The 15,355-nt window shown below is 70.6% G+C and carries 9 protein-coding genes and 1 pseudogene; 3 read left to right on the plus strand and 7 right to left on the minus strand.

Annotated elements, in window-relative coordinates:
• The coding region (locus E1281_RS26245) for a DHA2 family efflux MFS transporter permease subunit (RefSeq protein ID WP_243717415.1) at positions 1–1,399 on the minus strand (1,399 nt) is incomplete at its 3' end.
• A 323-nt stretch (positions 1,400–1,722) separates the two neighbouring features.
• On the opposite strand from E1281_RS26245, the gene E1281_RS26250 reads away from it, so the two are divergent.
• Positions 1,723–8,328, plus strand: coding sequence for a type I polyketide synthase (locus E1281_RS26250; protein ID WP_131882344.1), 6,606 nt, complete (start codon positions 1,723–1,725; stop codon positions 8,326–8,328).
• Positions 8,329–8,369: 41 nt separating this feature from the next.
• Positions 8,370–9,695 (plus strand): crotonyl-CoA carboxylase/reductase, encoded by a 1,326-nt coding sequence (ccrA, locus tag E1281_RS26255; protein ID WP_131882345.1) that lies wholly within the window; start codon positions 8,370–8,372, stop codon positions 9,693–9,695.
• 61 nt (positions 9,696–9,756) lie between these two features.
• Here ccrA and E1281_RS26260 read toward each other — a convergent pair whose 3' ends face one another.
• On the minus strand, positions 9,757–10,395 hold the full coding sequence (locus E1281_RS26260) for a class F sortase (RefSeq protein ID WP_243717417.1): 639 nt from the start codon (positions 10,393–10,395) through the stop codon (positions 9,757–9,759).
• Between the two features lies 1 nt (position 10,396).
• Positions 10,397–11,206: a hypothetical protein gene (locus E1281_RS26265; RefSeq protein ID WP_131882346.1), complete on the minus strand. Its 810-nt coding sequence runs from the start codon at positions 11,204–11,206 to the stop codon at positions 10,397–10,399.
• A gap of 874 nt (positions 11,207–12,080) precedes the next feature.
• Between E1281_RS26265 and E1281_RS26270 the strand changes: the two genes are divergently transcribed.
• Complete coding sequence (locus E1281_RS26270) at positions 12,081–12,545, plus strand: hypothetical protein (protein WP_131882347.1); 465 nt, start codon at positions 12,081–12,083, stop codon at positions 12,543–12,545.
• Between the two features lie 175 nt (positions 12,546–12,720).
• Here E1281_RS26270 and E1281_RS26275 read toward each other — a convergent pair whose 3' ends face one another.
• The 4 genes and pseudogenes from E1281_RS26275 to E1281_RS40495 all read right to left on the minus strand — a co-directional run.
• The gene (locus E1281_RS26275; RefSeq protein WP_131882348.1) at positions 12,721–13,611 is read right to left on the minus strand and encodes an NAD(P)-binding domain-containing protein; all 891 of its coding nucleotides are present in this window, start codon (positions 13,609–13,611) and stop codon (positions 12,721–12,723) included.
• A 321-nt stretch (positions 13,612–13,932) separates the two neighbouring features.
• Entirely contained in the window at positions 13,933–14,274 is a 342-nt protein-coding gene (locus tag E1281_RS26280) for a helix-turn-helix domain-containing protein (RefSeq protein WP_131882349.1), read from the minus strand.
• Between the two features lie 173 nt (positions 14,275–14,447).
• On the minus strand, positions 14,448–14,801 hold the full coding sequence (locus E1281_RS26285; RefSeq protein WP_131882350.1) for a PRC-barrel domain-containing protein: 354 nt from the start codon (positions 14,799–14,801) through the stop codon (positions 14,448–14,450).
• A 62-nt stretch (positions 14,802–14,863) separates the two neighbouring features.
• Positions 14,864–15,355 (minus strand): annotated as a pseudogene (locus E1281_RS40495) (ubiquinol-cytochrome c reductase cytochrome b subunit); the annotation flags it as partial.

Consider the following 15,355-nt stretch of genomic DNA (forward strand, 5'->3'; position numbering starts at 1 on the left):
GCTCAGGGAGGGCGGGGTCGGTGATGACGGCGGGTTTCTTGCCGTGCTTGGGGCCGAGCCAGCCGCGGCGGCTGGGCAGGGTCAGGGCGCTGATGACGCCGCCGACGAGGACGAGCGCGGCGCCGAGGATGAGGCCGGAGGAGGTGCCGTCGCGGAACGTCTCCAGCTCCGCACCGCTCGCGCCCTCGTCCGGGATCGTGTGGACGAGGAGGCCGACGATGGCGATGCCGAACGCGCCGGACGCCTCCCGGATCACGTTGATGACGCCGCTGGCCACCCCGGCCCGCCGCTCCGGGACCGCCTTGAGCACGTACATCACCAGCGGCATGCCCAGGGCCGCTCCGACGCCGACGAGCATGACGCCGGGCATCAGCTCGGCGTAGCCGTCGCCGGTCTGCAGCGTCGAGAACAGGAACATCCCGAGGCCCATCAGGGCCATCCCCGCGCCGATGGCGGGACGTGGGCCGATCCTGCCGGCGAGGAGAAAGGCCACCGGGGTCAGGACCATGATCGCGATGGCCGGAGGGAGCATGACCAGACCGGCCTCGGGCGGCGAGAAGCCGAGGAAGCGCTGCAGGAACGGCTGCGAGTAGAACATCATGCCGTTGAAGCCGATGCCGTAGAGCATCTGCGACATCAGCCCGCCGGTGAAGACCCGGTTGCGGAAGAACCGCAGGTCGATCATGGGGTCGGGGGCCCAGTTCTCCACCAGGATGAAGCAGACCAGGGCGATCACGCCGAGAACGAAGACGCTGAGCACCGACGGATCGGTCCAGCCGTGCTTGTTGCCGGACTCCAGCCCGTAGATGAACGCGAACAGCATCGTCGCGGAGATCAGCACGCCGGGCAGGTCGATGCGGGCGTGCTTGTTCTCGCCCTTCGAGGTGAGGACGAACAGGCCGAGGACGGTCACCAGGATGCCGGGCAGGATGTTGATCAGGAAGATCCAGCCCCAGTGCCAGTGCTGGACGATGATCCCGCCGATGGCGGGACCGAGCGCGGTCGCGCTGGACGCGGCCCCGATGAAGATGATGTTCCCGATGGAGCGCTGCTTGTCGCTGCGTCCGACGGTGACCATCACCTGCGTGGCGGGCAGCACGAGCGCCGCGCCGGCGCCCTGCACGATGCGGGCGAGGATGAGGACCTCGGAGCTCTGCGCGAGCCCGCAGACGGCCGAGGCTGCGGTGAAGACGACCATGCCCGTGGTGAACGTGAGGCGGCAGCCGAAGACGTCGGTGAGCCGCCCGCCCGTGATCATCAGGCAGGAGAACATCAGGATGTACCCGGTGGCGACCCAGTCCTTGGCCGAGGACGACATGTCGAGGTCGGCCATGATCGTGGGCAGCGCCGTGAAGACCACCGTGTTGTCCATGGTGGTCATGAATGCGCTGACGGCCACGACCGCCAGCGCCCATCGGTATCGGCCCCGGGTCACTGTGAGTACGGCGCCAGGTCCCTGCCGTCAGGAATCCGCCGCTTCCCCCTAAAAGCGCTCGTCGCTATTGTTACTATTGGTTCGCATCTCGTTACTCAGCCCTAACTGTGGGACAGGTGCCCCAACTATCCCATCAGGCCACAATGGTTACTCCCGAGTCTTGTCATCACCGTGACAAGTAGCGGGTGAGAAAAGTGGTCTGGATGCGCATCGTGGGTTGGTCATCGTAGGTCAAAGTGGGTCCCTCCGCTCGCCGAACGATCCCGGTTTTGGGGGGAACCCACCGCATGCAGAGCAACGATCGTTCCGGAGCCGCGCGGGAGAACGCGCAGGACGAGACTCGGATCAGCGAGGATTCGATCCGCCGGCACCTGATCGAAGAGATCGCGCGCCGCTCCAGGACCACCGCCTCCGAGATCGATCCCGACCGGCCGCTCGAGGAGTTCGGGCTGGCCTCCCGGGACGCGGTCGCGATCGCCGGCGAGCTCGAGCAGATGCTGGGACGGGCGCTGCCCGCCACCCTCGTCTGGGAACATCCGACGATCAACAAGCTCTCCGTCGCGCTGGCGGGCGGTGCGGCGGCCACGGCGCAGCCGGAACCGCGGCCGACGGTCCGGGAGGCCGCGAGCGACGAGCCGGTCGCCGTCGTCGGCATCGGCTGCCGCTTCCCCGGCGGTGACCGCGACCTCACCGGTCCCGAGGACTACTGGCGGTTCCTCACCGGCCGGGGCGACGCGGTCCGCGAGGTGCCCGACGGCCGCTGGGACCCGTTCGACGACGGTTCCCCCGAGGTCGGCGACCTGCTCGCCAGGACGACCCGTCTCGGCGGCTTCCTCGACGACGTCGCCGAGTTCGACGCGCGGTTCTTCGGCATCACGCCCCGCGAGGCGGCGGTGATGGACCCGCAGCAGCGCCTCGTCCTGGAGGTCGCCTGGGAGGCGTTCGAGCACGCGGGCATCGGCCCGGCATCGCTGCGCGGCAGCCGCACCGGCGTGTTCGTCGGCGTCTCGGCGCCGGAGTACGCGGCGTTCACCGCGTCCGACCTGGCGTCCCTCGAACCGTTCACGGCGACCGGCGCGGCGCTCAGCATCATCGCGAACCGGCTGTCGTACCTGCTTGACCTGCGCGGCCCCAGCATGATCGTCGACACCGCCTGCTCGTCGTCGCTGGTGTCGACCCACCTCGCCGTCCAGGCGCTCCGCAGCGGCGAGGCGGACGTGGCGCTCGCCGGCGGCGTGAACGTCCTGCTGTCGCCGACCGTCACGATGACGTTCGACCTCGCGGGCGGCACGGCCTCGGACGGGCACTGCAAGGCGTTCGACGCGTCCGCCGACGGCATGGTCCGCGCGGAGGGCTGCGGCGCCGTCGTCATGAAGCGGCTGTCGGACGCGGTGCGGGACGGCGACCGGGTCCTCGCCGTCGTCAAGGGGTCCGGCGTCAACTCCGACGGGCGGTCCAACGGCCTCGTCGCCCCCAACTCCGACGCGCAGCGCGCCCTGCTCCGCGACGTCTACGCAGGCGCGGGCATCGACACGCGAGAGGTCGACTACGTCGAAGCCCACGGGACGGGCACGTTCCTGGGCGACCCGATCGAGGCCAAGGCGGTCGGCGAGATCCTCGGTGCCGGACGCGAACCCGATGTGCCGCTCCTGCTCGGCTCGGCGAAGTCCAACCTCGGGCACATGGAATCGGCCGCGGGCATAGCCGGGCTCATCAAAACCGTCCTCGCGCTCCATCACAGGGTCATCCCGCCTAGCGCGCACTACAAGGAACCCAACCCGCACATCCCGTTCGACGAACTGCGCCTCGCGGTCGTCGCGGAAGAGACGCCGTGGCCTGATCGGGGACATCCCGCCCGTGCGGGCGTGTCCGGGTTCGGCTTCGGTGGGACGAACGCACACGTCCTCCTGGAAGAGGCCCCCGCGCAGGAGGCCAACGTCCATCCGGCCGTCGTCCGTACGTTCCCGCTGTCCGACACCAGCGACGACCGTATCCGCGACCATGCCGCCGCCCTCGCGGTGTGGCTCCCGGACCAGGACGTGAAGCTCCCCGACCTCGCGCGCACCCTGCACCGGCGCCACGGCCGCGGCCGGGCCCGCGCCGCCGTCGCCGCCAGGGACCGCGCCGGCCTCGTCGACGGGCTGGCCGCCCTCGCCGAAGGCCGCCCCCACCCCGGCGTGGTGACCGGTACCGCGCTCGGTGCGCCCGGCCGCCCCGTGTGGGTGTTCTCCGGATACGGCGCGCAACGCGCGGGCATGGCGCAGCGGCTCCTGGAGGAGGAACCCGCGTTCGCCGAGGCCATCGACGACCTGGACGGCCTGTTCGCCGAGGAGGGCGGCCCCGGCCTGTGGGCGCTCCTTGAGGCGGGCGAGAAGCCGGACGGCCCGGTCGTCGCGATGCCGGTGCTCTTCGCCGTCCAGATCGGCCTGGCCCGGATGTGGGCGTCGTACGGCGTCACCCCCGGCGCGGTGATCGGCCACTCGATGGGCGAGGTCGCGGCCGCGGTCGTCGCCGGCGCGATCACCCTGGAGGACGGCGTCCGCGTCATCTGCCGCCGCTCCCGCCTGCTGACCCGGCTCGTCGGAGGCGGCGCGATGGCCGTGCTCGGCGCGTCCGCCGGAGAGGTCGCGCGCCTGAGCGAGGGCCTGCCCGAGGTGTACGCGGCCGTGCACTCCTCGCCGAAGCAGACCGTCGTCACCGGCGACGCCGACCAGGTCGCCGAGATCGTCGGACGCGCCGAGGCCGAGGGGCGCCTGGCCCGGATGGTCCAGGCCGAGGGCGCCGGGCACTCTCCGCAGGTCGACCCGCTCCTCCCCGAGCTGCGCGAACTCCTGGCCGAGGTCGGCGCCGAACGCGGCACCCCCCTGGCCGAAGGCATCAAGCTCTACACGACCGCTCTCGACGACCCCCGCGCCCTCCTCGCCGCGGAGGGCGATGGGGCAGCCGGGCTCGGGGTCTCCCACTGGGCGGCGAACCTGCGGAACGCGGTCCGGCTCACGGACGCGGTCGCGGCGGCGGCCGAGGACGGGTTCAGGACGTTCGTCGAGGTCAACGCGCATCCCATCCTCGCGCACGCCGTCGGGGAGACCCTGGAGGGGACGGGCGCGCTCGTCACCCACACGCTCAAGCGGGCACCGAAGGGCCGGGAAACCGACGACACCCTGACCTTCCACGCGCAGCTCGCGACCCTGGCCGCGCACGGGCACGCGGTCACCGCGCCCGCCGACGGCCGGATCGTCGACGTCCCGCAGTCTCCGTGGCGACACGAGCGCCACTGGGTCGACCTTTCGGCACGCGCCTCCAGAGGACGGGACGAACACCCCCTCCTCGGTGCACACGTGGAGATGCCCGGCGAAGAGCGGCACGCCTGGCGCGCGGACCTGGGACTCGGCGCCCAGCCGTGGCTCACCGGGACGACCGTCCACGGCCTGCACACGCTGCCGGTCGCGGCGTTCGCGGAGATGGCGCTCGCCGCCGGGGCGACCGCGCTCGGCACCGAGGACGTCCGCGTCAACAGCCTGTGGATCGAACGTCCGCTCGCGCTCGCCGACCACACGACCGTGACGACGACGTTCGCCGAGACGGAGCAGCGCGTCGAGGTGCACGTCCTCACGCCCGCGGGCACCTGGGCGCGCCTGGCCAGCGCCGACGTGGGCGAAGACCACCGCGTCCCTGCCGCACCCGGACACGGTGGAGCCGCCGAGGTTCCGGGTGCCGCTCAGGAGGTCGCGGGTGCTGAGCGGGGCAGCCGCCATTACCGGCTGCATCCCGAGGTGTTCGGTCGTTGCCTGGACGTCCTGTCGGACGAGGCGGCGGCGGTCGCCGGAGGGACGTGGCTGGCCGAGACCATCGGCAGCCTGCGCGTCTACGGGCCGGCGCATCGTGGCGGCCACGTCCGGGCGACCGTCACCCAGGACGACGCAGGGATGACGGGTTCGGTTCAGCTTCTCGCGGCGGACGGGCAGGTGCTCGCCGAGGCCACGGGGATCGTCCTACGCAGCGTTGAGCGCCACGACGTCCCCGTCCCCGTCGCCGACAAGCTCGTCGAACTCGTCTGGGACGAGGCCCCGCTCCCCGAAGCGGACGTGGACGCGGACGGAAACGGCACCTGGTTGGTGCTGGCCGATGAAGAGGACGTGCTCGCCGGTGCGGTCGTCGCCGAACTGGAAAGGCGCGGGCGCCGGGTCGTCCGGCATCTGCTGGTGGACCGTCCGCCCGACGACCACCCGGCGATGGACGAGCCGGTGGACGGCGTCGTCCTCGTCCCGTCAGCGGATCTCGTGGACGAGGATCTGGTCCTGGCCGTCGCCGGTGTGAGCCGCTCCCTCCCGGACGGCCCCCGCATGTACGTCGCGACGCACAGAGCGGTCCCCGTGAGGGCCGGAGAGCGGGGCGAGCCCGGCCACGGCTTCGTCAGCGCGCTCACCAGGGTCCTGGCGTTCGAACGCGGCGTCCAGAAGGCCACGCATGTGGACGTCGACCGTCCCGCCGACCTGGTCGCGGAGCTGCTGAGCGACGACGAGGCGCGCGAGGCCGCCTGGCGCGGCGGCAGGCGTCACGTGGCGCGGCTGGCCCAGGCCGCCCTTCCGGAACCGGACGCGAAGCCGAAGCGGATCGTCAGGCGCGGCGGCGCCTACGTGATCACCGGCGGCTACGGCGGGATCGGCCTGGTCACCGCGCGGCTGCTGGCCGAACGCGGCGCGGGACGCATCGTCCTGTCCGGGCGGAGCGGCCCCGACGCCGACGCCGAGAAGGTGATCGCCCGCCTCCGCGAAGAGGGCGTGGACGTCGGCGTCGTCCTCGGCGACATCGCCGAGCCCGGCACGGCCGAACGCCTCATCAGGGTCGCGCAGGAGGGCGGCGCCACGCTGCGCGGTGTGGTGCACGGCGCGGGCGCCATCGACGACCGGCTGATCGCCGACCTCGGCGCCGACGATCTCCACAGGGTGTGGACGGCGAAGGTCGAGGGCGCGCGGCGGCTCAGCGACGCCACCTGGGATCTCGGCCTCGACTGGTTCGTCACGCACTCGTCGGCCGCGGCGCTGCTCGGCTCGCCCGGCCAGGCCGCCTACGCCGCCGCGAACGCCGCGATCGACGCGCTGATGGCCGACCGGCGGTCGGCCGGACGCCCCGGCACCACGATCAACTGGGGCACCTGGTCACAGGTCGGCGGCGCCGCCGACACGTCGGTCGCCGTCATCGACCCGATCAGTCCCGCGGAGGGCGCCGAAGCGCTGGAGACGCTGCTCGCCCGCGGTATGCCGGCGACGGGCGTGCTGCGCTTCGACCCCGTCACCGCGGTCGGGCTGTTCCCCGAGATCCGCACCATGCCGTACTTCGCCGCGCTCACCGCGGCAGCGGATGACGCCGGGGCCGCCGACGCGGGCGACTGGCCCGGCGTCGAGGCGCTCAAGGACGTCGACCCCGCGACCGCCCGCACGATGATCGCGACGCAGGTCAGGCGCCGGATCGCGGCCGTCCTCGGCTTCGACCCGCAGCGCCTCGACCCGGCCGTCCCGCTCACCGACCTCGGCCTCGACTCCCTCGTCGCGGTGCGGATCAAGAGCGGCGTCGAGCACGATCTCGGGCTGACCGTCCCCGCGTCGGTGCTGCTCCAGGGCGCGAGCGTCAACGTCTTCGAGGAGTGGGCCGCCGGCGAGCTGGGCCTCGCGGACGCCCCCGCCCCGGAGGCGGCCGCGGCCTCCGGCACCGAAGCGGTCTCCAACGCCGAAGCCGGATACGTCATGGCGCGCGACGCCGCCGAGCGCCTCGCCGTCCGCATCTTCGAGGACGTCCTGGGCCTCGACCGCGTCGGCGTCACGGCCGACTTCTTCGCCGAACTCGGCGGGCAGGACCATCAGGCCGACCAGGTCGTGGCACGGGTCACGGCCGAACTGGGCGCTGAGGTGACCCGCGGCGAACTGTTCGAGGTGCCCACGGCCGAGAACGTCGCCGAGTTCATCCGGGCCGCCGACGAGGAGGCCGCGCGGCAGACCGTCCGGCCGCTGACACCAAGCCGTTCCGGGGGGCGTGGGGGGTCGTCCCCCCACATGGAAACAAGCCGTTCCGGGGGGCGCCGCCCGATCTTCATCGCGCACCCCGCCGGCGGCACCACCGCCTGCTACCGCCAGCTCATCGACCTGCTCGGCGACGACCAGCCCGTCTACGGTCTGGAAAGGTTCGAGGACGCGCCGTCCGTCGAGGAGCGCGCCGCCCGCTACGTCCGGCACCTCCTGGAGGCGCAGCCCGAGGGCGCGTTCCGGCTCGGCGGCTGGTCGTTCGGCGGCGTCCTCGCCTACGAGACCGCGCGGCAGCTCACCGCAGCCGGACGCGAGGTCGAGTTCGTCGCGCTGTTCGACGCGGGCCTCCCGCTCGCCGTGGACGACGAGTCCGACACGCTCGCCCGCCGGTTCTCCGCGTTCGCCGACTACATCAACGAGACGTACGGCCTGGACGTCACCCTCACCCACGAGGAGCTGTCCGGACTGGACGAGGAAGCGCAGTTCGCGCTGGTCATGGAGCGCGCGGCCCCGCTCGTGGACCACATCCCGCCGGCGGCCCTCACGCACCAGCTCACCTCCCACCAGGACACCCGATCCCTGGAGGCGTACCAGCCCGAGCCGTACGAGGGCCGGGTCATCCTCTACTACGCGCCCGAGGAAACCCCCTGGGCCGTCCGGGATGCCCGCTACGTGCTCGACGGGACCAACGGTTTCGGCGAGCTCTGCTCCGACCTGGAGATCGTCACGATCCCCGGAGTGCACCACCTCAACCTGCTGGACCCGCCCGGTGTGGGCGTTCTCGCCGCGCACCTGGAGGGCCTGCTGGCCGGACGGCCGGAGCACGCCGCAGCCGTCCCGGTCCCGACCGCCACGTCGACCCCGGCCCGCTGAGGGCCGCCCCCGAACCCCGTCGTTCCACGGAGGACACCCCCATGGCCCAGTCCCACGATCTGCTCGACGCCGTCCGGTCCGGCGCAAGCGGCCCCGAGCTGCAGGAGATCGACCTGCCGACCCGTTTCCGCGCCGCGTTCACCCGCAAGGACGAGGTCGGGATCTTCGAGGGGCAGACCGACAAGGACGTGCGCCGCTCCCTGCACGTCGGCGAGGTCGAGATGCCGGAACTCGCCCCTGACGAGGTCGTCGTAGCGGTGATGTCCGCCGCGATCAACTTCAACACCGTCTGGTCGGCGATCTTCGAGCCCGTCCCCACGTTCGCGTTCCTGGAGAAGTTCGGCCGCCAGGGCTGGTACGGCGCCCGGCACGACCTGCCGTACCACATCCTCGGCTCCGACGGCTCGGGCGTCGTCGTCCGCACCGGCGCCGGCGTGAAGAGCTGGAAGGTGGGCGACAAGGTCGTCCTGTCCCCGTCCTACGTGGACGAGGAGGACCACGGCTCCTACGACGACGGCATGATGAGCGAGACCCAGCTCGCCTGGGGTTTCGAGACGAACTTCGGCTCACTCGGCGAGTACTGCATCGTCAAGGCGAACCAGCTCATCCCCAAGCCCGCCCACCTCACGTGGGAGGAGGCCGGCTCCAACACCCTGTGCGCCGGCACCGCCTACCGCATGCTCGTCGGGCAGCACGGCGCCCGCATCAAGCAGGGCGACGTCGTCCTGATCTGGGGCGCCACCGGCGGCCTCGGCTCGTTCGCGACGCAGCTCGTCAAGAACGGCGGCGGCATCCCGGTCGGCGTCGTCTCCTCCGACGAGAAGGCCGACATCGTCCGCTCCCAGGGCTGCGAGCACGTCATCAACCGGAACGAGCTGAACCTCGGCGAGCAGGGCCTCCGCCACCCCAAGGCCGGACGCGTGCTGGGCGAGGCGATCCGCGCGCTCGTCGGCGAGGATCCGGGCATCGTCTTCGAGTACCTCGGCCGTGAGACGTTCGGCGCCTCCGTCTACGTCACCAAGCGCGGCGGCAAGGTCGTCACCTGCGGCTCGTCCACGGGCTACAAGCACGAGTACGACAACCGCTTCCTCTGGATGCGCCTCAAGAGCATCATCGGCTCGCACGGCTTCAACTACCACGAGGCCGTCGAGGTCAACCGCCTCATCAGCCTCGGCATGATCCACCCGACGCTCTCGAAGGTCTTCCCGCTGGACCAGGCGGGCGACGCGACCCGCGCCGTCCAGACCAACCAGCACATCGGCAAGGTCGCCGTCCTCTGCGGCGCCACCGGCGAAGGCCAGGGCGTGGACGACCCGTCCCTCCGTGAGCGCATCGGCGAGGACCGCCTGAACCTGTACCGCCGCTGAACGACGAAACCGCCCGCCCCTCCACGGTCGTGGACGGGCGGGCGGTCTCGTTGCCGTGCTGTCAGGCGGTGACCAGCTTGGCGTAGACGATGATGTTGTCCTTGTAGTGGCCCGACGCGCGGTCGAACGCACCTCCGCAGGTGATGAGCCGCAGGGCCGCGTGGTCCAGCGAGGCGCCGAACACCTGCTTGTGCGGGAGGGCGTTCTTGTCCACGCGCTGCTGCTTCTCAACGGCGAACGTGGCGGTCGTGCCGTCCTTGCGCGCCACTTGGATCTGGTCGCCCGCGACGAGTTCCTTCAGCCTGAAGAAGACGGCGTTCTTACCGTTGGCGTCCACGTGGCCGAGGAGGACCGACGGCCCGATCTCGCCCGGCGTCGGTCCCTCGTTGTACCAGCCGACAAGGTTCGGCCGGCTCAGTGGCGGCTCCTCGACGGCCCCGTTGGGGAGCAGCCGACTCTCGTTGATGGGCGCCGACACACCGATCTTCGGGATGGTGATCTTCGTGGGCAGTGAGTGGGTCAGCGGCGCGGACGCCGCCGCCGGGGTGGCGCTGGCGGCGGCGGTCGCCCCGGGGCTCCCCTCGGAGGAGGCGGGGCTCTCTTCGCCACCGCAACCACTCAACAGCAGTCCGGTGAGCAGCGCACCGGCCGCTACGCCCATGGCGCGGCGGCCGGTGGCCGTTGCTGAGAATTCAGGCAACTTACGAACGCTCCTGAGCCGTCCGGCGCCGCAGCGCCACCGCGCCCAGGCCGAGGAACGCGATCGCGCCCCAGGCGGCGGCCGCCATCGGCGAGCCGCCGTTGGTCAGCGAGCTGCCGTCACCGGTGTTGACCGGCTGGGTGGGGATCTCCGGCGTCTTCGGCGTCATGTTGTTGTTGCCGCCGCCGTTGCCGTTGCCGTTCCCGTCGTCCTTCGCCGGGCTGGTGCTGTACTTGACCGAGCCGAAGCCCTTGCAGACCACCGTGACGTTGGTCGGGTCGGGCAGGTTGCTCTTGAACGTTCCGCTGGCGCCCCAGGTGTTCTCACCGGTCTTCTTCACCGGGAGCGGGTTCTGGGTGTAGCCGTTGCCGGTGATGGTGACCTCGCTCGGGCAGGTCACCGCGAAGGTGGTCTTCCCGCCCGGGACGACCTTGGTGCTGGACAGCTTCACCTTGTCGTACCCGAACTTGAAGCCCGGCTGCGGGTCGGGGTCCTCGGACGACGCGGCGACCTTGAGCGGCAGCTGCATCGTCAGCTTCTGCTGGTTCTCGTCGTGGCAGGTGACCGTGTAGGGGTAGGTCTGGCCCGCCTTCAGCTGCCTGCTGTCGAAGGTCTTGACCGGGCCGCTCGTCCACAGGTCGCCCTGGCGGGTGAAGTTCACCACCTGGGCGAAGACCATGGTGCCGCCGTGCTTCAGCACGGGCTCGCTCTCGGCGTTGCAGCCGGACACCTTGACGGTGATGGCCGAGCCCGCCGTGAACGGGTTCGGGGACGCCACGGCCTTGCCCTCCGCGAGTGCAGGGCCCGCCATCCCAAGCACCAGTGCTCCCGCGGCGACTCCTGCCGCGGCCAGCCGGGTTGAGCGCATTGCGTTTCTCCTCTGATCGGGGATCTCTCCACGTCTCTCCGGCGAGAATCACACTCAGCGATGGCGGGGGATGCCGCGCCTAGGCGGCAAACATGGCAGGTGTGCTCGACTACAAGGGGTCGGGGAGACGGTGGGGGATGATGAGGCAGCAGTGTAGTGATAACTGCTTCCGGCGCAACCCTAAGAGAAGGAAAACAGCAGGTGAATGACCGATCTTGGTCATGCGGCGGATTGTGCAAACCCCCTCAATGACCGAACGCATCTCCTCATTCTAGGACGTTGAGTAACGCTCTGACCAGCGGAAACGCCTCCGGCTGGACGCTGGGGCGAGATCGTCCCGCCCCTGGTCAGGGCACCTGCGACGCCCCAGCGCAAGACTTCAGAAGGTGGAAAAGGACACATCGACCGCCCTCCTGGGCCGGTCGCAGATGGTCTCCACGGTGAGTGAAGTCGATCACACTGGGTCAATCCGCGGAACCGGAATCGGTAACGGTGCGTCATCGTCCGCTGGGTGAGAGAACGTTTCGCGCCCATGTCGCTTACCGTAACCGTGCACTCTCAGTGAATGTCCTCTCGATACGCTCGAATGGCCGAGCGAACATCGCAAGGATTCAACCGAGACGATCAACGCGCCGTTGTGAAATTTCCCCGGAAGCCATGAGCGCCGCCCCGCCAAGGGCGCAGAAGGGTCGGCGAAGGCGGCGCGGACGGTGCACCCGGGGCAACGCCCAGCGGCCGCACCGCCTTCCTCCCTCGGGCCGCACTGACCGCCTCAAGGCCAGCGCCCACGATCTGCCGACCCGTTGCTGCCCCGACCATGGGCCTCGCCCGTCCTCGCGAGCGGGCGGTACTCGCGGTGCTCGGCGCGCCGGTTCATGCGGACGGACCCGAGTCCAGAGCCGTCCTCGACAGCCTGACCGACGCCCTCCAGTCGCTGACCGATGACACCCGCAAGCTCTACTATGACTACATAACGTCGCGGTTCTCTGACGCCGCCCGCAAGCTCCTGGAGGAGACCATGACGGTCAAGGGCTACGAATGGGAGTCCGACTTCGCCAAGACCCACCGCGCCGAGGGCCGCGCCGAGGGGCGCGCCCAGGGCCGCGCCGAGGGTGAGGTCAAGGGTGAGATCAAGGCGCTACTGCTGATGCTGGAGGCCCGTGGCGTTGTCCTGAGTGCTGGTGTGCGCGGGCGTATCGAGAGTTGTACTGATCCCGACCGGATCGAGCGGTGGATTCAACGCGCCGCCACCGTCGAGCGCGCCGAGGACCTTTTCGCCTAGAGCACCGCTCGTCAGACCGACCGCAGCGGCGCTACGCGGTGCGGCTCGATTGGAGTGGGTCGAACCACCGTTCGACGATCAGCAGCGGTCGGCATCGACGACATCGGCGGGACGGGCTGTAAGGCGGCCGTGACCTCCAGTTGGTCACGGCCGCCTGTGATGTGTTCGGTGCTCCCTAACGTGTGGTGGTCGTTCCTCCGAGGAGTTCGGTGACGCGCATGAAGCCGTCGTTCTCGTTGGTCGTCGCTATGGTGCGGCGGACCAGGCCCTTGGCGGCCCGCATCAGGGCGGCGTCGATTCCGTGACCCTCGGAGGTGTGGATGACGTGGGCCATGGTCGCGGCGGTCGAGCCGATCGGTGATCCTTCTCCGGTGATGTCGTCCTGGTCCACCTGGTCCGCGGTCGCCTCGAAGATCGGCGGCAGGATCGCGGCGATGCCCTGGGCGAACGGGAGCAGCTCGCGCGCCGTGATCCCCTCGGCCTTGGCCGCGGCCAGCGCGTGCGCGTAGCCCGTCATGGACGTCCAGTAGATGTCCAGGAGCGCGACGTCGTACGCGGCGGCCCGGCCGATGTCCTCGCCCAGATGGGTGTGGGTACCGCCCAGGGCCTCCAGCGCCGGCAGGTGGTCCCGGTAGAGGCGCTCAGGACCGCTGTAGATGAACACCGCGTCCGGCGTTCCAGGCGTGACGCTCGGCGACATGATCGCGCCGTCCAGGTAGCGGATGCCATGGTCGCTCGCCCATGACGCGGTGTCGCGCGCCCGGCCGGGCGTATCGGCGGTCAGATTCACCACGGTGCGGCCCTTGAGCGCGGCGGCGACCGCGTCCCGCCGCAGGACGGCGTCGGACGCGTCGTAATCCAGGACGCACACAACGGTCAGCTCGCTCGCGGCGACCGCCTCCTCAGGCGACCGGGCGCGGATCGCGCCGCGTTCGACCAGGTCGGTGTCCCGGCCGGGTGTCCTGTTCCAGACGGTGGTGCGCAAGCCCGCGTTCACGAACGCGCCCGCAAGGGCCCGGCCCATAGGTCCTAGACCGATCACGGTGACGGCAGAGTGGTCAGGCATGATTCAACTCCCCAAAGGGTCAGATGACGGACGCGCGAGCGCCCGTTCAGAACACGGGCGTCTGCGGGGCGACCGCTGCGATCGGGGGCAAGGAAAGGACCGCCCTGCTCCCGGTTATTGGAAGACCGCATCGGTCGAACGGCCCCGCTGAACGCATCGCCTCCAGGCTGTCCCCGTTGGCGCACCCCTGCCAAGTACGCACAAAAAAGTGCGTGCCCCCTCGCACCGGACGCCTCACGGCCGGTGGGGCGAGCGCCGGGGAACTCCTACGCCCGGCGCGATTCGATCACCGATGAGGGACGGCCTCCCGCGCCCGTGACGTCAGCGTCCGGGGACCTGGCCGAGGATGTGCTCGCGTCCCCACTCACCGAGCGGGAGCAGCGCCTCGTTGAGCGACTCCCCGAGCGGCGTCAGCGAGTACTCGACCCGCGGCGGCACCTCGTCGTACGCCGTACGAGCCACGATGCCGTCCGATTCGAGCTCAAGGAGCTGGCTGGTGAGGACCTTCTCCGACACCCCGGGCAGTTCTCGCCGCAGCTCCCCGAAGCGGTGCGGCCGCTGGTGCAGCGCCCAGAGGATCAGCCCCTTCCACTTGCCGCCGACCACGTCCATCGCCGAGTCGATCCCGCACACGTACGATCCCGGCCGCCGCACCGTCCGCATCGCTCCCCCTCCAAGCCGGCCACTGAGATCAGAGTAACCGCGCACCTCGAAGTACGTACTTGATCATCCCGCCGCACCCCACCAGCCTTGGCAGCGTCGGACACACCGTGCCGCGGAAAGATCGTCCGGAGATGAAAGGGAGACAGCGAGGTCGCGCCGCGCCGCGGAGACGGTCAGCGGCGGGCGAGTTGGCGTTCGTCTGAGGCTGCCTGGTAGGGGAGGTCGTAGTAGGCGAAGACCTCGTGTTCGTCGGCGGCCAGGAGTTCTCCGTCTGTGCCGATCGCGGGGGCGTTCTTGATCTGCTTCTTCGGGTGTGCGACGCGGAGGTGCTCCGGGCCTACCGTGGCTCCTGCGAGCGGTGCGAACACGAGGCGCTGCCGGGTCGGCAGGCCGATCTTGATCGTGGCGAAGGACGGCTGGTCGGTCGCGGTGTCGACGTAGATGGCCTCCAGTTCGCCGACCTTGCTTCCGGACTCGTCGATCACTTCGCGGCCGCGCCACTGCCGAATGTCCTCGATCTCGAACATGTCCCGTCCAGCCGTCAGGTTCCAGCCTTGGTCATTTCCAGGCCCTACCCAGCTCGCGGAAGTTATGTCCGTTGGCGCGACGCCAGGGGGGCGGGGTGGCTGCGGCGTTCGTGGACGGAGGCGGTGAGGTATGCCAGCGCGAAGGTGAGGAGGGGGACGTAGATGATCGCGACGCGGAAGAACCAGGTCGTCCAGAAGAGGGGGACGCCGAAGGTTTCGGTGATCGTGTCGTGGGCGCCCGCGGCCCACAGGGTGGCGTAGAAGGCGATCGCGGCGGTGCCGGTGGCGATGCGGGCCGGGGTGGCGTGGAGGTCGTCGGCGATGAAGCGGCGTTCGAGGGACGGGTAGACGGCGAGGCCCGCGAACAGGAGGCCGGGGACGAGCAGGGTGGGGACGAGGACGTTCAGGGAGAGGGTGTGGCCCCCGGCGGTCAGCTCCCAGCCGGGCATCAGGCGGAGCGGGCCGTCCAGCCAGCCCACGTACGGGTAGGGCTGGGACTCGGTGCTGATCTTGCCCGGGTCGTAGGGGCCGAACAGCCAGACGGGGTTGAGCTT

Origin of the sequence: Actinomadura sp. KC345, from assembly GCF_004348515.1 — a bacterium.
Classification (GTDB): Bacteria; Actinomycetota; Actinomycetes; order Streptosporangiales; family Streptosporangiaceae; genus Spirillospora.